The 23,260-nt window shown below is 65.2% G+C and carries 24 protein-coding genes; 10 read left to right on the forward strand and 14 right to left on the reverse strand.

What is annotated here, in order from left to right:
• Positions 1 to 55 precede the first annotated feature (55 nt).
• The 4 genes from clpX (at position 56) to BMW66_RS07370 (ending at position 2,924) form a co-directional block, all read left to right on the forward strand.
• Complete coding sequence (gene clpX / locus BMW66_RS07355) at positions 56 to 1,321, forward strand: ATP-dependent Clp protease ATP-binding subunit ClpX (protein ID WP_093116995.1); 1,266 nt, start codon at positions 56 to 58, stop codon at positions 1,319 to 1,321.
• A 156-nt stretch (positions 1,322 to 1,477) separates the two neighbouring features.
• Positions 1,478 to 1,861, forward strand: a complete 384-nt coding sequence (locus BMW66_RS07360; RefSeq protein ID WP_093116998.1) for an NADH:ubiquinone oxidoreductase subunit NDUFA12 — start codon at positions 1,478 to 1,480, stop codon at positions 1,859 to 1,861.
• 17 nt (positions 1,862 to 1,878) lie between these two features.
• Positions 1,879 to 2,346 carry an outer membrane lipid asymmetry maintenance protein MlaD gene (gene mlaD / locus BMW66_RS07365; protein WP_093117000.1) on the forward strand — a complete coding sequence of 156 codons (468 nt, stop codon included), beginning with the start codon at positions 1,879 to 1,881 and terminating at the stop codon, positions 2,344 to 2,346.
• Positions 2,343 to 2,924 (forward strand): DUF2155 domain-containing protein, encoded by a 582-nt coding sequence (locus BMW66_RS07370; RefSeq protein ID WP_245729397.1) that lies wholly within the window; start codon positions 2,343 to 2,345, stop codon positions 2,922 to 2,924. The genes mlaD and BMW66_RS07370 overlap by 4 nt, the downstream gene beginning before the upstream one ends.
• Here BMW66_RS07370 and aat read toward each other — a convergent pair.
• From aat to BMW66_RS07410, 8 genes are all read right to left on the reverse strand, one after another.
• Positions 2,888 to 3,526, reverse strand: coding sequence for a leucyl/phenylalanyl-tRNA--protein transferase (aat, locus tag BMW66_RS07375; protein ID WP_093117002.1), 639 nt, complete (start codon positions 3,524 to 3,526; stop codon positions 2,888 to 2,890). The genes BMW66_RS07370 and aat overlap by 37 nt on opposite strands.
• Positions 3,527 to 3,548: 22 nt before the next feature.
• Positions 3,549 to 4,901 (reverse strand): acetyl-CoA carboxylase biotin carboxylase subunit, encoded by a 1,353-nt coding sequence (gene accC / locus BMW66_RS07380; protein ID WP_093117004.1) that lies wholly within the window; start codon positions 4,899 to 4,901, stop codon positions 3,549 to 3,551.
• 9 nt (positions 4,902 to 4,910) lie between these two features.
• Positions 4,911 to 5,417: an acetyl-CoA carboxylase biotin carboxyl carrier protein gene (gene accB, locus BMW66_RS07385; protein ID WP_093117006.1), complete on the reverse strand. Its 507-nt coding sequence runs from the start codon at positions 5,415 to 5,417 to the stop codon at positions 4,911 to 4,913.
• Between the two features lie 138 nt (positions 5,418 to 5,555).
• Positions 5,556 to 6,092 (reverse strand): helix-turn-helix domain-containing protein, encoded by a 537-nt coding sequence (locus BMW66_RS07390; RefSeq protein ID WP_093117146.1) that lies wholly within the window; start codon positions 6,090 to 6,092, stop codon positions 5,556 to 5,558.
• Positions 6,093 to 6,163: 71 nt separating this feature from the next.
• Positions 6,164 to 8,404, reverse strand: a complete 2,241-nt coding sequence (ptsP, locus tag BMW66_RS07395; protein ID WP_093117008.1) for a phosphoenolpyruvate--protein phosphotransferase — start codon at positions 8,402 to 8,404, stop codon at positions 6,164 to 6,166.
• A gap of 62 nt (positions 8,405 to 8,466) precedes the next feature.
• Positions 8,467 to 9,702 (reverse strand): aspartate kinase, encoded by a 1,236-nt coding sequence (locus BMW66_RS07400; protein ID WP_093117010.1) that lies wholly within the window; start codon positions 9,700 to 9,702, stop codon positions 8,467 to 8,469.
• A gap of 95 nt (positions 9,703 to 9,797) precedes the next feature.
• Positions 9,798 to 10,244 carry a DUF1178 family protein gene (locus tag BMW66_RS07405; protein ID WP_093117012.1) on the reverse strand — a complete coding sequence of 149 codons (447 nt, stop codon included), beginning with the start codon at positions 10,242 to 10,244 and terminating at the stop codon, positions 9,798 to 9,800.
• Positions 10,245 to 10,325: 81 nt separating this feature from the next.
• A complete protein-coding gene (locus tag BMW66_RS07410; protein ID WP_342741851.1) occupies positions 10,326 to 10,799 on the reverse strand; it encodes an NUDIX hydrolase in 474 nt (157 codons plus the stop codon).
• Positions 10,800 to 10,954: 155 nt separating this feature from the next.
• Between BMW66_RS07410 and BMW66_RS07415 the strand changes: the two genes are divergently transcribed.
• The 6 genes from BMW66_RS07415 to BMW66_RS07440 all read left to right on the forward strand — a co-directional run bounded on the left by BMW66_RS07415 (position 10,955) and on the right by BMW66_RS07440 (position 18,121).
• Positions 10,955 to 12,094, forward strand: a complete 1,140-nt coding sequence (locus BMW66_RS07415; protein WP_342741853.1) for a zinc-dependent alcohol dehydrogenase family protein — start codon at positions 10,955 to 10,957, stop codon at positions 12,092 to 12,094.
• Positions 12,095 to 12,438: 344 nt separating this feature from the next.
• Complete coding sequence (locus BMW66_RS07420) at positions 12,439 to 15,234, forward strand: [protein-PII] uridylyltransferase family protein (RefSeq protein ID WP_093117016.1); 2,796 nt, start codon at positions 12,439 to 12,441, stop codon at positions 15,232 to 15,234.
• A complete protein-coding gene (locus BMW66_RS07425; RefSeq protein WP_093117018.1) occupies positions 15,215 to 15,487 on the forward strand; it encodes a hypothetical protein in 273 nt (90 codons plus the stop codon). The genes BMW66_RS07420 and BMW66_RS07425 overlap by 20 nt, the downstream gene beginning before the upstream one ends.
• Before the next feature lie 177 nt (positions 15,488 to 15,664).
• Entirely contained in the window at positions 15,665 to 16,351 is a 687-nt protein-coding gene (locus BMW66_RS07430; RefSeq protein WP_093117020.1) for a DUF6778 family protein, read from the forward strand.
• 37 nt (positions 16,352 to 16,388) lie between these two features.
• Entirely contained in the window at positions 16,389 to 17,585 is a 1,197-nt protein-coding gene (locus tag BMW66_RS07435) for an RSP_2647 family RNA methyltransferase (protein ID WP_093117022.1), read from the forward strand.
• Positions 17,582 to 18,121, forward strand: a complete 540-nt coding sequence (locus BMW66_RS07440; RefSeq protein ID WP_093117024.1) for an RSP_2648 family PIN domain-containing protein — start codon at positions 17,582 to 17,584, stop codon at positions 18,119 to 18,121. The genes BMW66_RS07435 and BMW66_RS07440 overlap by 4 nt, the downstream gene beginning before the upstream one ends.
• Positions 18,122 to 18,286: 165 nt before the next feature.
• On the opposite strand, the gene BMW66_RS07445 is transcribed toward BMW66_RS07440, so the two are convergent.
• The 6 genes from BMW66_RS07445 to BMW66_RS07470 form a co-directional block, all read right to left on the reverse strand.
• Positions 18,287 to 18,979, reverse strand: coding sequence for a M48 family metalloprotease (locus BMW66_RS07445; RefSeq protein ID WP_093117026.1), 693 nt, complete (start codon positions 18,977 to 18,979; stop codon positions 18,287 to 18,289).
• Between the two features lie 119 nt (positions 18,980 to 19,098).
• A complete protein-coding gene (locus BMW66_RS07450) occupies positions 19,099 to 20,283 on the reverse strand; it encodes a vWA domain-containing protein (RefSeq protein WP_093117028.1) in 1,185 nt (394 codons plus the stop codon).
• Between the two features lie 4 nt (positions 20,284 to 20,287).
• Positions 20,288 to 20,455, reverse strand: a complete 168-nt coding sequence (locus tag BMW66_RS20290) for a hypothetical protein (protein ID WP_093117030.1) — start codon at positions 20,453 to 20,455, stop codon at positions 20,288 to 20,290.
• A gap of 5 nt (positions 20,456 to 20,460) precedes the next feature.
• Positions 20,461 to 21,843: a DUF2927 domain-containing protein gene (locus tag BMW66_RS07460; RefSeq protein ID WP_093117032.1), complete on the reverse strand. Its 1,383-nt coding sequence runs from the start codon at positions 21,841 to 21,843 to the stop codon at positions 20,461 to 20,463.
• The gene (locus BMW66_RS07465) at positions 21,840 to 22,301 is read right to left on the reverse strand and encodes a GNAT family N-acetyltransferase (RefSeq protein ID WP_093117034.1); all 462 of its coding nucleotides are present in this window, start codon (positions 22,299 to 22,301) and stop codon (positions 21,840 to 21,842) included. The genes BMW66_RS07460 and BMW66_RS07465 overlap by 4 nt, the downstream gene beginning before the upstream one ends.
• Before the next feature lie 115 nt (positions 22,302 to 22,416).
• Entirely contained in the window at positions 22,417 to 23,256 is an 840-nt protein-coding gene (locus BMW66_RS07470; RefSeq protein ID WP_093117036.1) for an AAA family ATPase, read from the reverse strand.
• Positions 23,257 to 23,260: the final 4 nt, after the last annotated feature.

Genomic DNA, 23,260 nt, shown 5'->3' on the forward strand with positions numbered 1-23,260 from the left:
GCTTTGGCAGGGTGGCGCACCCTGGGACGAGCATTAAGGCCCCGAAAGGTAGATTATGGCGACGAATTCTGGTGGCGACAGCAAGAACACCCTCTACTGCAGTTTCTGCGGCAAGAGCCAGCACGAGGTGCGAAAACTGATCGCGGGCCCGACGGTGTTCATCTGCGACGAATGTGTCGAGCTGTGTATGGACATCATCCGTGAAGAGAGTAAGGCAAGTGGCCTGAAATCCTCGGAAGGAGTGCCGACGCCCAAGGACATCTGCGAGGTGCTCGATGACTACGTGATCGGGCAGATGGTGGCGAAGCGGGTGTTGTCGGTGGCGGTGCACAACCACTACAAGCGTCTCAACCACTCGCAGAAATCCGGCGATATCGAGCTACAGAAATCCAACATCCTGCTGATCGGCCCCACGGGCTGCGGCAAGACGCTTCTGGCGCAGACACTGGCGCGCATTCTTGATGTGCCGTTCACCATGGCCGATGCCACCACGCTGACCGAGGCGGGATACGTCGGCGAGGATGTGGAGAACATCATCCTCAAGCTGCTTCAGTCGAGTGAATACAACGTGGAACGTGCGCAGCGCGGCATCGTCTATATCGACGAGGTCGACAAGATCACGCGCAAGTCGGAAAACCCGTCGATCACCCGCGACGTGTCGGGCGAGGGGGTGCAGCAGGCGCTTCTGAAACTGATGGAGGGCACCGTTGCCGCGGTTCCGCCGCAGGGCGGGCGCAAGCATCCGCAGCAGGAATTCCTTCAGGTGGACACGACCAACATCCTGTTCATCTGTGGCGGTGCCTTTGCCGGGCTCGACAAGATTATCGCGCAGCGCGGCAGGGGCAGCGCGATGGGTTTTGGCGCCGATGTGCGCAGCAGCGAGGAACGCAATATCGGCGAGGTGTTCCAGGATCTCGAACCCGAGGATCTTCTGAAATTCGGTTTGATCCCGGAATTCGTCGGTCGTCTGCCGGTTCTGGCGACGCTGGAGGATCTGGACGAAGACGCGCTGGTCACGATTCTGACAGAGCCGAAGAACGCCTTGGTCAAGCAGTATCAGCGGCTCTTCGAGCTTGAGGATGCCAAGCTGACCTTCACCGACGAGGCGCTCAGGGCGATTGCCAAGCGGGCCATCAAGCGCAAGACGGGTGCGCGCGGTCTGCGTTCGATCCTGGAGGATATCCTGCTCGACACGATGTTCGAGCTGCCCGGAATGGACAGCGTGACCGAGGTCGTGGTCAACGAAGAGGCGGTGACCTCGGATGCCGCGCCGCTGATGATCCACGGCGAGGGCGAAAAGGAATCGGCCACCGCGGGCTGATCCGGAGAGATTGCCTGGAGTCGCAAACGACGCCACCAGACGGTCGGCGTCGTTTGTCTTGGCGTCTCAGGGTATCGCGTCCCGTTTCGCGCGTTCGGGCCACTGGACCTTTGCCCCGCGATGCGGCATAGAAAGGAAGAATTTGCGGAGGCATTCATGGGCATTCTGAACACACTTCTGCGCGCGGTGACATGGTGGCATGGCAGCACGCTCAACACCCAGTTTTTCACATGGCGCAAGGGTCAGATGGTGGGTGAGGACGACCAGGGCAACATATTCTACCGCAACCGCGACGATTCCCGGCGTTGGGTGATCTTCAACGGCGAGGCGGAGGCAAGCCGGGTCAGCCCCGATTGGCACGGCTGGCTGCATCGCACCTATGACGATGCACCGAGCGAAAAACCGCTGGGGCACAAGCCTTGGGAGAAGCCGCACCAGGAGAACCTGACTGGTACCCCGCTGGCCTATGCGCCAACGGGATCAATTCGCCGCGCCCATCCGGTGGAACGGCGCGATTATGAGGCGTGGACGCCTGAATAACCCCGGAGGGGACGAAGATGTCAGCGGCACAACGCATCGAGATCGCCGTGGGCGCGGTCGTCCTGGCCGTGGCGATCGGTTTTCTGGTGTATGTGAGTCAGGCCACCGGGTTGACCGGGGGGCGCGACGGAGGGTATCCGCTCACGGCCTCTTTCCGGTCGGCTGAAGGCGTGAGCGTGGGCACGGATGTGCGCCTTGCCGGGGTGAAGATCGGCACTGTCACGAAGGTTCGACTCAATACCGAGACCTTCCGCGCCGATACCGTGTTTCTGGTGCAGGACGGCGTGGAAATTCCCGATGACAGCGCGGTTGTCGTATCCTCCGAAGGGCTTCTGGGCGGTAATTTCGTGGAAATCCTGCCCGGCGGATCGCCGTTCAACCTTGCGGCGGGAGAGGAGATCATAGACACGCAGGGCGCTGTCAGCCTTGTATCGCTTCTGCTCAAGTTCGCCTCGGGTGGTGGTGGAGAGGAAGAGGTGCAGTGAGACTGTTTGCCATATCCCTTTTGCTATGCTGGGCCGGATTGGCACAGGCGCAGGAGATCGTGGTCGAACCGCTCGACGATCCCGAGACGGACACGCAATCGGGACCATCGATCACCGAAGATGACATTCCCACCTTCAATCGGGACGGGCCGCGAATCGAGATCGAGGAAATGCCAAGAGCGAACCCGGATGCGCCATCGATTACCGAGGATTATTACCAGTCGCCAATCACGCTGAGCCCCGGTTTTGGCCAGACCGAGGAAACAGTGATTCAGCAAGAGGTCGCGCAATCGCCAGGCGCGGTGCTGCGCGGGATCGACAGGCTGAGCGGCGAGGTGGAGGACTTCGAGATTCAGTCCGGCCATTCGGCAAGACTTGAGAAACTTCGCATTGAGCTTTCGGATTGCCGCCATCCGGTCGACAATCCGACAGGCGAGGCGTTTGCCTTTCTCACCGTCCGCGATGAAGCAGAAGCCGATCCGCTGTTTCAGGGGTGGATGATCGCCTCTTCCCCGGCGCTGAACGCGCTCGATCATGCGCGCTATGACATCTGGGTATTGCGCTGCATCACCTCCTGAACCGTCGGAACCGGCGGGGCGGTGAAATCGGCCTCCTGCGTGATGGCCTCACGCAGCCGCGCGTGATAGGCGGCGCGGCTGACCTCCTGCCCTCCGAGTGACGCCAGATGCGGTGTCAGGAACTGCGTATCGAAGAGCGTGAACCCGCCGAGATTGAGTCGATCCACGAGAAACGCCAGCGCGATTTTCGAGGCATCGGTGCGGCGCGAGAACATGCTTTCTCCGAAAAAGGCGGCCCCCAGCGTGACGCCATAGACGCCGCCGATCAACGTCTCGGCGCTGTCCCACACCTCGAGCGAATGGGCCCGTCCTTTCAGGTGCAGCGCGAGGTAGAGGCGCCGGATTTCCGCATTGATCCATGTGTCGTCGCGATCCGCGCAGCCATCGACCACGGCGGCGAAGTCGCGGTTGACCGAAACGCGGAAATCCCCGCGCCGCAGCCGCCGGCGTAGTGAGCGCGAGATGTGAAAGCCATCAAGCGGCATGATCCCGCGCCGCCTTGGATCGACCCAGAAAATTTCCGGGTCGTCGCGATGCTCCGACATGGGGAAAATCCCCATCGCATAGGCGCGCATGAGCATGTCAGGTGTCAGCTCCGACATGCCTATGCGCCGAGGGACGGCATCAGCCGCCGCCCAGATTGCTTTCAAGCCAGTGTTCCAGCCAGTGAATGTTGTAGGTTCCGGCAAGAATGTCGGGCTCTGTCAGCAGGGCGTGAAACAGCGGGATGGTCGTGTCCACACCGTCCACGATCAACTCTCCCAGTGCGCGGTGGAGCCGGGCGATGGCCTCGGGCCGGTCGCGGCCATGCACGATCAGCTTGCCGATCAGGCTGTCGTAATAGGGTGGGATCGTATAGCCGTCGTAAAGTGCCGAATCCATCCGCACGCCAAGCCCGCCGGGCGCGTGGTAATGGGTGATCCTGCCGGGGCAGGGGGAAAAGTTCGGCAGCTTCTCGGCATTGATGCGCACTTCGATGGCGTGGCCGTTGATTTCCAGATCGTCCTGACCGAACGACATGGGGAGCCCTTCGGCAACGCGGATCTGCTCGCGCACGAGGTCCACGCCGAAAATCGCCTCTGTCACCGGATGTTCGACCTGAAGACGGGTGTTCATCTCGATGAAATAGAACTCACCGTTCTCATAAAGAAACTCGATGGTGCCCGCGCCGGAATAGCCCAGCTCGGCCACCGCGTCGGCGCAGATCTTGCCGATCCTGTCGCGTTCGGATTGGCTGATGGAGGGGCCGGGCGCCTCTTCGAGCACCTTCTGATGCCGCCGCTGGAGAGAGCAGTCGCGCTCCGCCAGATGTACCGCCTTGCCCTTGCCGTCGCCGAAGACCTGAATCTCGATATGACGCGGCGTGGTGAGGTATTTCTCGATATAGACCTCATCGTTGCCGAAGGCCGCCTTCGCCTCGGCGCGGGCGGTGCGGAAGGCCGATTGCATTTCTGTCGCGCTATGGGCCACTTTCATGCCGCGGCCGCCGCCACCCGCGGTCGCCTTCACGATCACCGGATAACCGATTTCCTCGCCCAGTTCGAGCGCAGCTTCGACATCGGCGATTCCCGCCTCGGAGCCGGGCACACAGGGCACGCCAAGCGCCTTCATCGTGTCCTTGGCGGTGATCTTGTCGCCCATCATGCGGATATGTCTGGCGCTCGGTCCGATGAAGGTGAGGTCGTGATCCTCGACGATCTGGACGAAATTGGCGTTCTCGGAGAGAAAACCGTAGCCGGGATGGATCGCCTGCGCGCCCGTCACCTCACAGGCGGCGATGATCGCGGGAACGGACAGGTAGCTGTCGGTGCTGGAGGGCGGACCGATGCAGATCGCCTCATCGGCCATGCGCACATGCATCGCGTCGGAATCGGCGGTCGAATGGACCGCGACCGAGCGGATGCCCATCTCGCGGCAGGCACGGATCACGCGCAGGGCGATCTCTCCGCGGTTGGCAATCAGGATTTTCTCGAACATTGTGCCGCCTTACTCGATGATGACCAGCGGTGCGCCATATTCCACGGTGGCGCCGTCTTCCACCAGGATGCGTTTCACGGTGCCTGCGCGGGGGGCGGGGATGTGGTTCATGGTCTTCATCGCCTCCACGATCAGGATCGTATCCCCCTCGCTCACCTGGCTTCCGATCGACACGAAGGGCGTGGAACCGGGTTCCGGCTGCAGGTAAATCGTGCCGACCATCGGCGAGGTGACAGCGCCGGGGTGGTCGGCAGGGTCTTCACTTGCGGCAGCGGCGGATGCGGCGGCGGTCGCCTCTGAGGCCGGGGCGGATTCTGCCGGTGCCGTGGCGGCGGCAGCAGGTGCAGGGGCTGCCATGGCGGCGGTGACATGCTGCGCGCGGCTCACGCGCACGTTGAGGCTGTCGTCTTCACCATATTCCCGCATCACTTCGAGTTCGGTCAGATCGTTCTGGCGCAGAAGCTCGGCCAGCGCCTGAATGAAGGCGACATCCGCGTCATGGGTCTTGTTCGTCATGTTTTGTCCTCTGCTGCGCTTATTGCCGTTGCGCTTCTCTCGGAAACCCCGTTCGGGCCTTATAGGCCATCGTTCGGGCCATGAAAAGCGGCGCTTTCGGGGGTGCCGGGGCATGGGATCGCGCGCCAATTGTTCCGGTCACAAGGGCATGCCCGACAATTTGGCCACCAGCTCGGCCAGTTTGCGCGCGCCGAACTTGCGCAGCAGGCGCGCGCGGTAGTCCTCGACGGTGCGGTAGCTCAGATCAAGGTCGCGGGCGACCTCCTTGCTCGTCAGTCCACGGCAGGTCAGGATGGCCACCTCGCGTTCGCGCTGTGTCAGGGCGACGACGGGGCGTTCCTCCGACAGGTCGGCAAAACTCCATATGCCGCGCTGGAATGGAGTATCGGGGGTCAGGGAAACGCCGCGCACCCGGCACCAGAAGAGGCCGCCGCCACGCCGCCGCATGATCCGTTCGTCGTTGTAACGTCCGCTTTCGCGCATGGCGGAAAGCCCGCGTTGGCCGATGATCTGGAAATCCTCCTCTGAGGCATAGAATTCACCCAGTGAGACGCCGGCGCAGGCGGCGGGCCTGTCCTCGAACATCTCGCCAAAGGCGCGGTTGGCAATTCGGATCACGCGGTTTTCAAGCATGACAAGCCCGACGGGCGCGTGATCAAAGGCGATACGATCCATGTCCATGCGCGCCACATTGCCGCCAAGCCGGTGCAAAGCCAAGGGGCAGGGCATGGCCTGTCGGGATGCGTTCAGGTCACGCCGCGCAGGTAATCCATCACCGCCGGTCGCACGGATTGATCGCCGCGTTCGCGGGACTCGACGATGACCTTGTGCACCTCTTCGAGGTTGGAGCGCCGGATCAGGCTTTTGACCGGCCCGATGGAGGCGGGCCGCATCGAGAGTGTGCGCATGCCCATTGCCGCAAGGCACAGTGCCTCGATCGGGCGGCCTGCGTCCTCCCCGCAGAAGCTCAGCGGGGTTTTCGTGCGGTTGCAGCGGTTCACGATCCCTTCCAGAAAGCTCAGGAAGCTGACGTTGAGCGTGTCATAGCGCCGCCGCACGCGCTCATTCTCGCGGTCGGCGGCAAAGAAGAACTGCTTGAGATCGTTGCCGCCGATGGACAGGAAATCCACCTCTTCGAAGAAGCGCTGCGGCGCGAAGGCAAGGCTGGGTGTTTCCAGCATCGCCCCGATTTCAAGTGACTCGGGCAGCGGATGGCCAAGGATGCGTTCGCGCGCGATGGCCTTGTCCATCTCGGCGCGGGCGGCGGTGTATTCGTCGTATTGCGCAACGAACGGAAACATGACCGAGAGCGGTCGCCCCTTGGCGGCCCGCAACAAGGCCTGAAGCTGCATCCGCATCACGCCGGGCCTGTCGAGAGCGACGCGGATCGCGCGCCAACCGAGGGCCGGGTTCGGCTCATCCTCCGCCGTCATGTAGGGCAGCACCTTGTCGGAGCCGATGTCGAGCGTGCGAAAAATCACCTTCTTTTCTTTCGCCGCATCCATGACCCGCGCGTAGAGTTGCGCGAGTTCCGTCCGCTTGGGCATCTGATTGCGGATCAGGAACTGAAGCTCTGTCCGGAACAGCCCCACACCGTCGGCCCCCGACCCTTCGAGAGAGGGCAGATCGGCCATCAACCCGGCGTTCATCTGAAGCGAGATCACCCTGCCGTCGAGAGACTGCGCCGGTTTGTCCCGTATCGAGGTATAGCGCTCCTGTGCCTGTGCCTGCATCGCGATCTTGTCGCGGAAGGCGGCGACGATGCTTTCGTCGGGGCGCAGGTGAGCCACACCGGCATCGCCGTCCACCATGATCGGATCGCCGTTGAGCGCTGCCGTCGTGATGTTTTTGGCATGAATCACCAGTGGAATCGCCAGTGCCCGGGCGACAATCGCCGCATGGGAGCCGACGGACCCTTCCTCGAGGACGATGCCACGCAGCTTGCGATCGTATTCGAGAAGCTCGCCGGGGCCGATGTTGCGCGCCACGAGGATCGGTTTGTCGGGCATCTCCGCGCCGGTTTCAGTTCCCTGCCCGGTCAGGATGCGCAACAGACGGTTCGACAGGTCGTCGAGATCGTGAAGTCGGTCGCGCAGATAGGCGTCCTGCACCTGTCCCATGCGGGCGCGGGCGGTGGATTGTTCCTTTTCGACCGCCGCCTCGGCAGAAAGCCCCTGTGCGATGTCCTGTTCCATGCGCCGCATCCAGCCCTTGGAATTGGCAAACATGCGATAGGCTTCCAGCACCTCAAGATGATCCTTGTTGCCCCGTGCGCCATCGAGCATCCGGTCCACGCCGACGCGAAGTGTTTCGATCGCGTCATGCAGGCGGCGCGTCTCGGCCTCGGGGTCGTCGGCAATGGGGTTGGTGACGACGACGCGCGGTTCGTGCAGCCAGACCTGCCCCTCTGCCGCGCCTTCCTGTGCCGAGAGCCCGCGGATCATGACCGATTGCTGGTGCAGCGGGGAAAGTGCGGCGCCTTCACCGACGAAGGCGCCAAGCTCGGTCATTTCAGCCAGCACCATCGCCACCACTTCGAGGGCGTAGACCTCATCGGCGGAAAAATCGCGCGAGTCGCGCGACTGCACCACCAGCACACCGAGTTTTTCGCCAAGCCTCTGAATCGGAATCCCGCAGAAGGAGGAAAAGCTCTCCTCCCCTGTTTCGGGCATGAAGCGAAAGCCCTTCTCTGCCGGGGCATCGGCGGTATTGATCACCTCCGACGTGCGCGCCACGCGGCCCACGAGCCCCTCACCCATGCGCAGGCGGGTCTGGTGAACCGCGTCGTGATGAAGCCCTTCGGTCGCGCAAAGCTCCAGCGTTTCGGGATCGCGGAACAGATAGATGGAACACACCTCCGTGCCCATCGAATCGGCGATCAGATGCGTGATCTTGTCGAGCCGTTCCTGGCCCGCGCCTTCCGCGGCCATGGTCTCGCGCAATCGGCCAAGGAGCTTTCGACTCTCGCTGTCGCTTCTATCGGCCATGTCAGCCCTTTACCGCGTTGCCCGGCCCTTGATCCCGCACTACCCTTGGGGGAGTGCCGCTCTCAGGCCGCCTTCTCCAGTTCGAAGGCATCATGAAGCGCCTGCACCGCGAGTTCCATGTATTTCCGGTCGATCAGCACAGAAATCTTGATTTCCGACGTGGTGATGACGCGGATGTTTATTCCTTCATCAGACAGCACCTTGAACATCTTGGCTGCAACCCCGGATTGAGAGCGCATGCCAATGCCGACGACCGAGACCTTGCAGACATTGTCATCCGTGACAAGCTCCGCAAAGTTGAGATCCTTGCCGCGAATGTCATTCATCGCCCTCTCTGCGCGCGCCACCTGATTGGTTGGCAGGGAGAAAGTCATGTCGGTGCGCCCCTCTTCCGAGATGTTCTGCACGATCATGTCCACGTTGACGCCCGCATCCGACAGGGCACCGAAGATGATCGAGGCGATCCCGGGGCGGTCGGCCACCGACAGAAGGGTCATCTTCGCCTCGTCACGGGAATAGGCAACGCCGGAGACAACATTGGATTCCATGATTTCCTCCTCATCGCAGACGAGCGTTCCGGCCTCGTCGGATTGTTCTTCGAAAGAGCTTAGCACCCGCAGCTTCACATTGTATCGCATCGCCAGTTCCACGGACCGCGTCTGAAGCACCTTGGCGCCCAGAGAGGCCAGTTCCAGCATTTCCTCGAAGGCGATACGATCGAGCTTGCGCGCCTTGTCGCAGATGCGCGGATCGGTGGTATAGACCCCGTCCACATCGGTGTAGATGTCGCAACGCTCCGCCCCGAAGGCGGCGGCAAAGGCTACTGCTGTGGTGTCCGAGCCGCCCCGGCCCAGCGTGGTGATCCGGCCTTCGGGGCTGATGCCCTGAAATCCAGCCACCACCGCCACGCGCATGCCCTGGGCGAACCTGGCGGTGATATTGTCGGGAGGGATATCCTCGATCCGGGCGGAGGAATGGGCCGAGGTCGTCATGACCGGCACCTGCCATCCCTGCCAGGACCGGGCGGGAATATCCATTTCCTGAAGCGTCAGCGCCATCAGCCCGGCAGTCACGTTCTCGCCGGAACTCACCACGGCATCGTATTCGCGCGCATCGAACAGCGGCGAGGTCTCTTCGACATAGCCGACGAGCTTGTTGGTCTCTCCCGACATGGCGGAGACGATGACGATCACGTCATAGCCCTTGGCCACCTCGACGCCGACCCGCTTGGCGGCGCGCTTGATCCGGTCGGGCGTGGCGACCGAGGTGCCACCGAATTTCATCACGAGAACGGGCATGACGGTTCCTTGAAGAAAGGGTCGCGCCGGGGTTTACGCGCAGTTTGATGACAGCGCAAGCGCGGCCGTCATGGAGCAGGCGGCCCGAAACAGGATCAGTTGGATCTGCGCCCCGGTCTGAAGGGGAGCGGTGCGACGGGAACGCCGTCCTCGATCAACGCCCGGGCGTCTTCGGGTCTGGCCTCTCCGTAGATCGCACGTTCGGGCGCTGTGCCGTCATGAATGGCGCGGGCCTCCGTGGCAAAATTCAGCCCGACGTAATCGGAACTGGTCTCGATGGTTTTTCTCAGCTCGGCCATCGCCTGTTCGGCCGGGCCTTGAGGCTGCGACAGGGGGCGCGGCGGCTCTGCCTGCGGCGCTGCGGGGGGCGCGTCGCGGCCAGAGCGCACGGCAGGGGCCATCAATGCCTTTTCCACCTTGCTGTCGCCGCAGACGGAACAGGACACCATCCCCGCCGATTGAAGCTTTTCAAAGGCTTCGGCCGATTTGAACCAACTGTCGAAACGGTGGTCGTTGGCGCATTTGAGCGAGTATTGGATCATTCCGTCAGCCCCGGTTGTCAGCCTGACAAAGATAGTCGCGGCGCGATGGGGTATCAAGTGAAATGCCCCGGAAGGGTGTCCTCACTGAAGGGCGCGGGGGTCGAAATTCCGGGCCATCGCCGCAAGATCGGGCGGATCGAGCCGGGCCGCGGCCTTCTTGGGGGAAAACCACTTGCGACGGCGCTGCCCGGCCTCGGGAAACTCTGTCTCAAGCCTGTGTGCCTCGACAGGGTAGACCATGACGAGGCACGGCAAGTCGTCCAGCCCCGGTCGACGCTTGGCATAGAAATAAAGGCCCAGTGGGTGGCCATGGACGCGCCCGCGCACCCCGGCCTCCTCCCAGGCTTCGGCGGCGGCGGCGCGCGCGGGGGTGGCGCCATCGACCGGCCAGCCCTTGGGGATGATCCAGCGGCCCCGCCCTCGGCTGGTGATCAACAGGATCTGCGTCTTGCCCTTGCGAACACGCCAGACCAGAGCGCCGAACTGGGCACGGACATCGGTCTTGTGCGCGGTCCGAAGCGCCAGTCTGGGTTGCCTCGGCATGTGGAGTGTCACGTGCTCACCTCTGCGATTCTCCGAGTAGAACGGTAGCGCAGCGCAAGGGTGGTGCCAAGGATTCCCTGCACCGCGAGCCGCAAGATGTGGGGTGGCCCATCGCGTCCCCTGCCATGTCTGGTGGCCGGCGCATAAGGCATATTCGCAAGACGGTGATGTGGAAAAAATGGGCTGTTCCCGGCGCCGCCGCCGCGCTAGCCAGAGGGAAGACCTGCAATGACACCCCGGAACGCGAGGCCCCGCCGATGAAAGCCGCCCTGATCGAGAGTTTCAACGGTCCCCTGACCCTCTCCGATATTCCCGACCCGGTCTGCCCGCGCGATGGGGCGATCGTGGCGGTGCGAGCCTGCGGGGTATGCCGGTCCGATCACCACGCCTGGACGGGCGCCGACCCGGATGTGAGGCTGCCGCATGTGATGGGCCATGAGTTTGCGGGCGAAGTGCTGGAGGTCGGACCGGACTGCCACGGCGTTGCAATCGGCGACCGGGTGACAGCGCCCTTCATCCTCGGTTGCGGTCACTGCGCCGACTGCCGCGCCGGAGAGCCGACGATCTGCGACGCGCAACAGGTGATCGGCTTCACCTTCTGGGGCGCCTTTGCCGAGCGAGTCGCCATTCCTCATGCGGGCTACAACCTTGTCAGATTGCCGCAAGCCCTTGATTTTGCTGCCGCAGCCGGGATGGGCTGCCGGGTGACGACGGCCTGGAGGGCTCTGACCGACCGCGCCGCCCTGCGCCCCGGCGAGTGGCTCGTCGTGCATGGCTGCGGTGGTGTGGGGCTGTCCGCGGTGATGATCGCCGCGGCAATCGGCGCGCGCGTGCTGGCGGTGGATGTGAGCGCCGGCGCCCTGCGTCAGGCGCGCGATCTTGGCGCCAACGCCGTGCTGGACGCCAGCGACCCAACGGACGTGGGCGCGGCGGTGCGCGAGATGACGGGCGGCGGCGCGCATGTCTCGCTCGATGCGCTCGGGGTGACGGAAACCTTCCACAACTCACTGAAAAGCTTGCGAAAACTGGGTCGGCATGTGCAGGTCGGAATGCCGGTGGGGTCCCATTCAACGGTGTCGCTGCCCCTTCTGGAGCTGATCTATGCCCGGCAATTGAGCCTGTCGGGCATGCGCGGGTTGGGCGCGCCGGGCTTTGCCAGCCTTCTGGCCATGGTGGAGGCGGACTGGATCGACCCCTCGCGCCTTGTCACACAGCGCATCCCGCTGTCGGGGGCCGAGGCCGCGCTTCGGGCGATGGACGGGGCGCAGCCGCCGGGCGTGACGGTGATCGACCGGATGGACCGCTGACCCCGGATTAGCCCGAATCAGGGTTAACGCTCTGAAAACGCTGAAAAACACGTTTCGGTATCACGTCGGTAAAACGTCGGTATCGCGTCGGTGGTGAAAACTGTGCCGCGCCCATTCAGACCCCTGTGAACACGGCGCGCGTTGCTTTTTCGAGTATTTGCGGAACAAAGAAAAGGGCAGGGCGCCTGCCGCATCTTCTCGGGCAAAATATCCCGGGGTCCGGGGCAGAGCCCCGGGGCCTGCGCGGCCTGAGCGCAAACGATCAGAGCGCGCCGGGAGGCGCACACTCAGGTCGGGCGCGCGGATGATTGACCTTCCCCGCCGCGCGCAGCACTGTCTGCCGCATGAGCATCGAATCCCGCATCACCCGCCTGCCGCGCGCGTTCGAGCCTGACCGGGCGGACGAGGCCCGCGAAAGGGTGCCCGCGCTCTCCGGCGATGCCGCGGCGCTGATCGGGGGCGCGGCGGGGTCGTCGCCCTATCTGGCCGGGTTGATCGCCAAAGAGGCCGACTGGATGCCGGAGGCATTCGATGCGCCGGAGGAGTCGCTCGATGCCGTGTTCGAGGCGCTGCGGCAGGGCGCGCCGGACAGGCGGGCGGAGGATCTGCGCGCGGCCAAGCGGCGGGTGGCGCTGCTGACGGCGTTGGCCGATCTCGGCGGGATCTGGCCGCTGGAGGAGGTCACGCGCCGCCTGACAGCCTTCGCCGATCTGGCGGTGCAGCTCGCGCTGGAGGCGACGGTGGGCACCGAGATCCGGCGCGGCAAGCTGCCCGGCGCGCGTGAGGAGGACATCGCGCAGGCCGGCGGCATGGTGGCGCTGGCGATGGGCAAGATGGGCGCGGATGAGCTGAACTACAGTTCCGACATCGACCTGATCTGCCTGTTCGACGAGACGCGATACGACCGGGACGATTACCACGACGCGCGCGCCTCTCTGGTGCGGGCGACGCGGCGCATGGCGGCGATGCTGAGCGATCTGACCGGCGAGGGCTATGTCTTTCGCACCGATCTGCGACTGCGGCCCGACCCGTCCGTGACGCCCGTCTGCATGACGATGGAGGCCGCCGAACGCTACTATGAGAGCCTTGGGCGCACATGGGAGCGCGCCGCCTATATCAAGGCGCGCGCCGCGGCGGGCGACATCGCCGCAGGGGAGGGGTTTCTCGAGACGCTGAGACCCTTCGTCTGGCGGCGGCATCTCGATTTCGCGGCGATCGACGACGCGCACAACATGCGGCTGCGCATCCGCGCGCACAAGGGCACCGGCGGGGCGATCGCGCTTGAGGGGCACGACATGAAGCTGGGCCGGGGCGGTATCCGCGAGATCGAGTTCTTCACCCAGACGCGGCAGCTCATCGCCGGGGGGCGCGATGCCGAACTGCGGCTGCGCGGCACGGTTCCGGCGCTCGCGCGGCTGGCCGAGAAGGGCTGGGTGCCCGAGGAGGCGGCGGAGGTCCTCAGCCGTCATTACCGCGCCCACCGCGAAGTAGAGCACCGGCTTCAGATGATCAACGACGCGCAGACCCATAACCTGCCGAAATCGGCGGAGGGGTTCGAGCGGCTCGCCTGCCTGATGGGCACCGATGCGGCCGCCCTGCGCAAGGAGGTTGCCGGGCGGCTCGAAGAGGTGCATGCGCTGACCGAGAGCTTCTTTGCCCCCGACACCGCCCCGTCCGAAGAGCCTGACCTGCCAGAGATCGATGGCGATGTGGTGCAACGCTGGTACAGCTATCCGGCGCTGCGTTCGGGGCGCGCGGTGGAGATCTTCAAGCGGCTGCGGCCCGAGCTTCTGGGCCGACTGGCGCGCACCGCGCGGCCCGAGGAATCGCTGGCCGCGCTGGACGGGTTCCTCGCCGGGCTGCCGGCCGGGGTGCAGGTCTTTTCCCTCTTCGAGGCCAATCCGCAGCTGATCGATCTGCTGGTGGATATTGTCGGCACCGCGCCAAAGCTCGCGCGGCACCTGTCGCGCAACCCTCAGGTGTTCGACGCGGTCATCGGCGGCGATTTCTTCGCGCCATGGCCGGGGCTGGAGGTGCTGTGCGCCGATCTGTCGGACGTGATGGGCCGCGAGGAGGATTACGAGCGCAAGCTCGATGCCGCGCGCCGCTGGGCGCGGGAGTGGCATTTCCGCATAGGTGTGCATCACCTGCGCGGTTTGATCGGGGCCGATGAGGCGGGCGCGCAGTATGCCGATCTCGCCGAAAGCTGCCTTGCCGCGCTCTGGCCCGAGGTAGTGGCGAAATTCGCCGAGAAGCACGGACCCGCGCCGGGGCACGGGGCGATGGTGCTTGGCATGGGATCGCTCGGGGTGCGGCGGCTTCATGCGCGCTCCGATCTCGATCTGATCGTGATCTATGACGCGGACGGGGTGGAGCAGTCCGAGGGGCGGCGGCCGCTGGCGGCGCGCACCTATTACGCGCGGCTCACGCAGGCGCTTGTCACCGCGATGACCGCGCCGATGGCCGAGGGGCGGCTTTACGAGGTGGACATGCGGCTGCGCCCATCGGGCACGCAGGGGCCGGTGGCCACGTCGCTGGCGTCGTTCCGCGACTATCAGCTCAACCAGGCGTGGACGTGGGAACATCTGGCGCTGACGCGGGCGCGGGCGGTGGCCGGGCAGCCGGAATTGATGCAGCAGGTCGAGGCGTTCCGCGCCGAGATCCTGACCCGGCCCTGCGATGCGGGCCGGGTACGCCGCGACTGGCAGGAGATGCGCGCGCGGATCGCCGCGGCCCGGGCACCAGCGGGGATCTGGGATGCCAAGATCGGCGCGGGGCGGCTTCAGGATGTGGAGCTTGCCGCGCAGGCGGCCTCTCTGCTGTCGGGGCAGGGGGCGCGGACGGTGCGCGATGCCTTTGCCGATGCGGTCGAGGCGGGCATTCTGGAGCAGACGCAGCGCGTGGCGCTGGAGGAGTCCTACGAACTGTGCTGGACGGTGCAGGTGGTCTCGCGTCTGCTCAGCGAGTCGGCGCTGGACCCGGAGGCGATTGGCGAGGGCGGGCGCGCCTTCCTGCTGCGCGAAACCGGGGCGGAGACGCTGGAGGAGCTCGAGGGCGCGCTGGAAGGCCGGATCGAACGGGCCGAGCGGGTGATCGGCGCGATGCTGAAGGGGGCAGGAGATGACGGACGATCCGAATGATCCGCGCGGGCTGATCCGCGAAGCCTACCGGATCGAGGGGATCGACGCGGCGCAGTGCCGGTCGATCTTTCTCGATTGGGCGCTGCGGGTGCCGGAGGGGCAGGACACGAAGGACCTGATCGCGGCGCTTCTGGAGCGCTATGGCGCGGCGCATCCCGATCATCCGATGACCGGGGTGCTGCGTCAGGGGCTGGACGGCATGCCCGCGCCGCGCCGGCGCGGGGGGTGGCGCTCCCGGTCCCGCTCCCACTGACGGCCGGTTTGCACGCCTTGGTTGCGCGGGGCTGGAAACACTTGCCTGTGTCGCCCGCTATTGTCTCCCATTTGTCAAAAATCCGCCCCATTGCGGGGTCAAACCGGCCCGGCGTGCGGGATCATCCGCAAGCGGGCAGTGACAGAATGAGGGCCGGCACGGCCTCGGAGGACGAGTATGACGTATTTTCGACTTATGGCGGTGGCGTTGATCGGGCTGAGCGTTTCGGCGTGCGGCACGATGCAGACCGCGACGCGGAACGTGCCGCTGGATCACGAAGCGATGGACATGGCGACCCCGGCGCCGTCCTATGACGTGGCGGGGGTGCGGGTGACGGTGCCCGCGACCCTCGAAGTGTCGGAGGCGAACCGCTATTACCCCAGCGGCGACATCGTCTGGCGCGGCGATGCGCGGGGCAACCGGCATGAGCAGGTGAAGGCGATCTTCGAGCAGTCCGCAGATCTGGGCCTGAGCGGTGTGGCCGGCGCGATGCCGGTCGAGGTGGAGATCGTGGTCAGGCGGTTCCACGCGCTGACCGAGAAGACCCGCTATACCGTGGGCGGGGTGCATTCGATCACCTTCGACGTGACGCTGCGCGATCCGGCGAGCGGCGCCATCCTGCGCGGCCCGCGCGAGATCCGGGCCAATCTGGAAGGCTATGGCGGGCAGCAGGCGGTCGAGGCGGAGGCCAAGGGGCTGACGCAGAAATATCGCATCACGCAGCATCTGGCGCGGGTGATCCGCGAGGAGCTGACGCAGGCGTCGGGATACGTCAGCCCGGCCGGTGGAATCACGCGGCGGGTGGAGCCCGTCGCGCCGCTTGTCGCGCAGGACGCGCGGGATACGCGGCGCGACGCGATCTGATCTTCCCCTTTCGGCGCGATGGCAGTAGGGAGGGCGCATGACAACGCCCTCCCTTCCGCATGTGCGGCTCAAACCGAAGGCCAACGCGCGCGCGATCCGCCACGGCTTTCCATGGGTCTATGACAATGAGCTGGTCACCGACCGGCGCACCAAGGCGCTTGCGCCTGGCACGGTGGCAGTGCTGGAGGATGACGCGCGCGCGCCGATGGGCCTTGTGGCGGTCAACCCGAAATCGCGCATCATCTGCCGGATGCTGGAGCCGGGCGGGCAGGCCGCGCCCGATGAGGCGTGGTTCGCGGCGCGCATCGCGCGGGCGCTTTCGCTGCGCGAGCGGCTGTATCCGGCGCCCTTCTACCGGCTGATCCATGCGGAGGCGGACGGGCTTCCGGGTGTGGTGATCGACCGTTTCGGCGATGTGGCGGTGATCCAGCCCAACGCGGCCTGGGCCGAGGTGTATCTGGAGCCGCTGGTCGCGGCGCTGCGCGAGGTGACGGGGATCGCGGTGGTGATCAAGAACGCCGCCGGACGGGCCCGAACGCTCGAAGGGCTGGATGATGAGACCCGCGTTCTGTGCGGGCAGGCGCCCGAGGGCGCGGTGCCGGTGGAGATGAACGGCGCGAGTTATATGGCCGATCTGACTGGCGGGCAGAAAACCGGGCTGTATTACGATCAGCGGCCCAACCATGCCTTTGCCGCGCGGCTCGCGCCGGGGGCGCGGGTGCTCGATGTCTTTTCGCATGTGGGCGGGTTTGCACTGGCGGCGCTGGCGGGCGGCGCGGCAAGCGCGCTGTCGGTGGACGGATCGGCCCCGGCGCTGGCGTTGGCCGAGCAGGGCGCGCGCGCCAGCGGGGTCGCGGATCGGTTCGAGACGCGCCGCGGCGATGCCTTCGACACGATGGCCGCATTGGCCGGGGAGGGGGAGACCTTCGATCTGGTAATCTGCGACCCGCCCGCCTTCGCACCGTCAAAGCAGACACTTGAGAAAGGGCTGCGCGCCTATGAGCGGGTGGCGCGGATGGCCGCGGAACTGGTGGCCGAGGGCGGGTATCTGGTCTTGTGTTCCTGTTCCCATGCCGCCGATCTGACGCGGTTCCGGGGGGCCTGCGCGCGCGGGATCGGCAAGGCGGGGCGGCAGGGTGTGTTGATCCACACCGGTTTTGCCGGGGCGGATCATCCGCTTTTGCCGCAACTGGCCGAGAGCGGGTATCTCAAGGCGCTGTTCTTCCGGCTGTGAGGCTGCTTCTGGATACCTGCGTTCTTTACCCCACGGTGATGCGCGAGGTGATTCTGGGCGTGGCGGCGGCGGGCGGGTTCACGCCGCTGTGGTCGGCGCGCATCCTTGAGGAATGGGCGCGGGCGGCGCGCAAGATCGGTCCCGGCGGAGAGGCGCAGGCGCGCGCGGAGATCGCGCTCGTGCGCGCGCAGTGGCCGGAGGCGGAGGTGGTCTGGGACCCGAAGCTGGAGGCGCGGCTGTGGCTGCCGGATGCGGCGGATGTGCACGTGCTGGCAGCCGCGATTGCCGGGGCGGCCGAGGGGATCGTGACGGTCAACGCGCGCGATTTTCCGCAAAGGGTGCTGGCGCGCGAGGGTCTGCGGCGGCTCGATCCCGATCAGCTCTTGCATGGGATATGGACCGCCGATCCGGAACTGGTGGAGACGGTGGCGCGCGCGGTGCAGGCGCAGGCCGAGCGGCTTTCGGGGGAGGACTGGCCGATGCGGGCGCTTTTGAAGAAGGCGCGTCTTCCGAAGCTGGGCAAGGCGCTGGGATAACGCATCCCCGCCTTGCCGGGCAAAGGGCCCACTCGCCCGCCCCCCTTCGCCCGGCAAGGCGGGGATGGAGCCATGGCGCCGCGCACGGTGGCGGCGCGAGGCAGGAGTATTTGGCAAATGTGAAGGGGCGCGGACGCGTGTTCTGGCGGGCGGCGTGCGCGCAGATCAGCGCAGCGCGGTGTCCCATTTGCGTTCCAGCGTCTCGATCGCCGCGATCCGCTCTGCCGTCTTGGGATGGCTCATCAGCCATGCGGGGGCGGCGCCCCGGCCCGATTGCGTGAGCGCGTCGAGCTTGTGAAAGAGCGATTTCTGCGGCGCGGTGCCGATTCCCGATTTGGTCAGCAGCGCGGCGGCGTAGGCATCGGCCTCGTATTCGTCCGAGCGCGACAGCCGCGCGGCCAGAAGCGAGGTGAGCGTGTTGGCGATAAAGACGCCGATGCCGGGCAGGAAGCGCGACAGCACCATCGCCATCGCGGTGCGCAGCGCGTTCTGCCCCGAGAAGTCGATCATCCGGCGACGCGAATGGCCGAGCGCGACATGGCCCAGCTCATGCGCGATGACGGACGCTATTTCCTCGCCCGTGACCTCGCCGTTGCGGTAGCGGTCATAAAACCCGCGGGTGATGAAGATCCGCCCGTCGGGGGCGGCGAGGCCGTTGACCGGCGCGATCTCGTAGATGTGCACGCGGATGCGGGGCAGGTCGAGCGCTTTGGCCATGCGGTTCAGCAGCGCGTTGAGCGAAGGGTCCGCCAGCGGCGTGGACTGCGAATCCAGCGTCTTGGCGGTGCGCCAGGCGGAGAAGTGATACATCACCAAGGCGTAGAGAATCGCCAGCAGGATCGGGGTGAAACGCAGCATGGGGCAGATATGGGGGCTGCGCGCGCGCGAGGCAAGACAAACCCGGCGGGCGGGGCTCCGCGCGATTGCCGCGATACATAAGGTTTCGCACGCAAGCCACTGTCATGGCGGCGTTTTACCTAGCGCGTGAGATCCTTCATGCCGCGTTCGATGCCTTCGAGGGTCATCGGCACCATCGCATTCTCGAAGATCTCTCGGATCATCGAGATGGAATGAGTATGGCGCCAGTGCCGTTCGGGCACCGGGTTGATCCAGAGGTTCGAGGGCCATTGCGCGCGGGCGCGTTCAAGCCAGACCTGACCGGATTCGGGATTCCAGTGTTCATTGGCCCCGCCGGGATAAGCGATCTCATAGGGGGACATGGAGGCGTCGCCCACGAAGATGCATTTGTAATCGGAGCCATAGGTGTGCAGCACGTCCCACGTGGGCGTCTGGGCGTTCCAGCGGCGGCGATTGTCACGCCAGACACCTTCGTAAAGACAGTTGTGAAAATAGAAGTATTCCAGATGCTTGAACTCCGTTCTTGCAGCTGAGAACAGTTCTTCCACAACCTTGATATGCGGGTCCATGGAGCCGCCCACGTCGAGAAACAGCAGCACCTTCACGGCGTTGTGCCTCTCGGGGCGGGTCTTCACGTCGAGGTAGCCGTGTTCGGCGGTGGCGCGGATCGTTCCGTCGAGGTCCAGCTCTTCCTCGGCGCCCTGCCGGGCCCAGCGGCGCAGGCGTTTGAGCGCGACCTTGATGTTGCGGGTGCCAAGCTCCACGTCGCCATCGAGATTGCGGAACTCGCGCTTGTCCCAGACCTTCACGGCGCGGCGGTGGCGGCTTTCGTTCTGACCGATGCGCACGCCCTCGGGATTGTAGCCATAGGCGCCGAAGGGGGAGGTGCCGGCGGTGCCGATCCATTTGTTCCCGCCCTGATGGCGGCTGTCCTGCTCCTTGAGGCGCTCGCGCAGCGTCTCCATGAGCTTGTCGAAGCCGCCCAGGGCCTCGATCTCGGCCATCTCCTCCTCGGAGAGGTGTTTCTCGGCCATCTTGCGCAGCCAGTTCTCGGGCAGGTTGACGGCGTCGAGCACGTCCTTCGGGCTGATCTGGTCCAGCCCCTTGAAGGTGGCGGCGAAGGCGCGGTCGAACTTGTCGAGATTGCGTTCGTCCTTCACCATGGCCGTGCGGGCGAGATAGTAGAACCCTTCGATGTCATAGGTTACGAGACCGGCCTTCATCGCCTCCAGAAAGGCGAGGTACTCGCGCAGGGTGACGGGAATACCGCCCGAGCGAAGGTTATCGAAGAAGGGCAGAAACATGCGATCAGAGGGCCATTCGGTGCACGAAGAGGGTGGCGAAGAGGCCGAGCAGCGCGAAGATCATCGCGTAGACCGCCGCATAGAGCAGGATGTCGAGCCGCTTGCCCTTGCGCCGCCTAGCGATGGTGGCGCCGGTGATGGCGCCCAGAATGGCCGCGATGATAACGATCATAGGCGTCAGAATCCCCTTTTCAGCGGGCTGAGCCCCGAAATCTCGTGCTGTTTGGCGCGCACGGCCCAGTCCGCCCCGAAGCCGTAACGCGCCCAGCCCAGACTGTCCAGACGAACGCTGCGCGCCTCCGATGCGCGGCCCGCAAGCTCCAGCGCCTCGGCATTGAGCAGCATCAGCGTGGCCAGAAGCGCCGCGTTCTCATAGCGCGCGGCCTGCGGCAGATGCGGGGTGAGGCGGTCGATTGCGTCCTTGCCCCGTCCGGAGGAAAGCTCATAGGCGGCAAGCTGCGTGGCGACGAAGGCGCGGTGCGGGCCGGTGGCGCGGGCGCGGGTGAAATAGTGATCGGCCAGCGCGAATTCGGTGTGGGCACGGTCGGCGTCGTGGGACTGAAGCAAACGGCCGAGGATATAGTGGCTGAAGCCGCGACGATGATCGCGGAGGTTGGTCTGTTCGGCGATGCGCAGGGCGCGGGCGGCGGCGCTTCGACGCTGCGCGTTGCTGACATCGGGGCCGAGGGCGGTCTGCACCGCGTCGATCCACGCGCGCGGGGTGGCGGGCAGGGGATCACTGCCACGGCCCTCTCCGGCAGGGTTGAGCCGGGCGAGGATGGCGGGCAGGCGGGCGGCCACCTGATCGCGGGTCATCCCGTTTTGCAGCGCCGGGTCGTAATAGGTGCGCAGGATCAGCATGTCGAAGCCGGTCAGCACGGCATGCATGTTGTCGTCGTTGAACACGCTGTCGGGCAGGCGGTAGAGATCGTTGAGCGGCCCGATCGCCTGCGCCAGCTCCTCTTGCAGGCAATCGCGGGTCTCCTGTGGGCTGGAATCCGCGGGCACGAAGATCGCCAGCCGCTCGCGCTTTTCCAGAAGGCTCCAGTTCGTGCGGGAGGCGCGGCGGGCGGAGCGGAAATCGGCAAGGCTCGTCACATTGGGCACCACGAAACAGGCGGCTTGCGGCAGGGACTGACGGATCTGGCTGCCGGTGACGGCCTCTATGGTGATATTGGCGGACGTGCCGGACACCTCGCGGATGTCAATTCGGGCCTCATCGCGCAGACGCGCGATCAGGGCGGTCAGATCGCTGCGCAGGCTGCGGGGCGCGCGGCCGGTGACGCGAACGGTGATCGGTTGCTCGAACCGGGTGAGACGCGGCAGGCTGCGCCCGTTCTCCAGCGCGAAGGACAGATCGAGGAAATCGCGCGCGATCTCATGGTTGGACCGTTCCGGCGGTGTCGGCCGGGCGCGGGAGAATCGTTTCATCGGGGGCAGGGTGCTGTCGGCGATGACCGCCCGGCTTGGCATGTCGCCGACCGGAACCGGGCCGCAGGCCGCCAGCGCCAGCCCGAGACCAAGCCCGAGCCCGAGCAGAAGGGCGCGGGGCCGTTTCATCCGCGGTTGTACCGGATGAAGGGCGTCTGCTTGCCGATTCGGTCGTAGAGGCGGCGCGCCACATGGTTGAAATCCTGCGTGAGCCAATAGACCGCCGGCGCGCCAGCCGCATCGGCGGCGGCATAGACCGCCTCGATCAGCGCGCGGCCCGTGCCGGTGCCGCGCACCGCCGGATCGGCATAGAGATCCTGAAGGTAGCAGACATTCTCGATCTTCCAGGCGTGGCGGTGAAAGAGGTAATGGGTCAGCCCCACCAGTTCTCCGTCGCGCTCGGCCACGAGGCCGTTGAATTCGTGCGGATCGCCGGACAGCAGCCGCGCGAAGGTGGTGCGATACACCTCTTCGGGCACGGCGGTTTCGTAATAATCGAGATAGCCCGTCCACAGACGGCGCCAGCCGGTTTCATCCTCGGGGCGCAGGGGGCGTATGGTGACGTCTTTCCGGGGCGTTTCGGTCAAATCAATCTCTCCAGATCGCGCCTGCGGTCAAGGTTGCAGGCCCTGCGGGCAACCGTGTGGATGCAATTGGCCCATAATAGGGCCGATCAGCGGCGTTGGGAAGAAGCGGCGCGCGTCAGCGGCCCGCGCGGGCCATGAAGGCGAGCCGTTCGAACAGATGCACATCCTGTTCGTTCTTGAGCAGCGCGCCGTGCAGTTTCGGCAGTGCGTCGGCCCCGTCGCGGCGGATCTCGTCGGGGGACAGATCCTCGGCCAACAGCAGCTTAAGCCAGTCCAGCACCTCCGACGTGGAGGGTTTCTTCTTCAGCCCGGTCATGTCGCGAATCTCGTAGAACTGGGTCAGCGCCTCGGTCAGCAGGGCGTTTTTGATACCGGGATGATGCACCTCGACGATCTGTTTCATCGTCTCGGGATCGGGAAACCGGATATAGTGGAAGAAACAGCGCCGCAGAAAGGCGTCGGGCAGTTCCTTTTCATTGTTGGACGTGATGATCACGATCGGGCGGTGCCGGGCGCGGATCATTTCGCCGGTCTCGTAGACATGGAACTCCATCCTGTCGAGTTCCTGAAGCAGATCGTTGGGAAATTCTATGTCGGCCTTGTCCACCTCGTCGATCAGCAGCACGACCTTTTCGCCCGCTTCGAACGCCTGCCAGAGCTTGCCCTTGCGGATGTAGTTGGACACGTCGTGCACACGCTCGTCGCCAAGCTGGCTGTCGCGCAGTCGGCTGACGGCATCGTATTCGTAAAGGCCCTGCTGCGCCTTGGTGGTGGACTTGATATTCCATTCGATCATGCGCAGGCCAAGCGCGTCGGCGACCTGCCGGGCCAGTTCCGTCTTGCCTGTTCCCGGCTCTCCCTTGACCAGCAGGGGGCGTTCCAGCGCCACAGCAGCATTGACCGCCACGGTCAGGTCGTTGGTTGCAACATAGCTCTTAGTGCCTTCGAATTTCATCAGT

The sequence above is a fragment of the Salinihabitans flavidus genome (genome assembly GCF_900110425.1).
Taxonomy (GTDB): domain Bacteria; phylum Pseudomonadota; class Alphaproteobacteria; order Rhodobacterales; family Rhodobacteraceae; genus Salinihabitans; species Salinihabitans flavidus.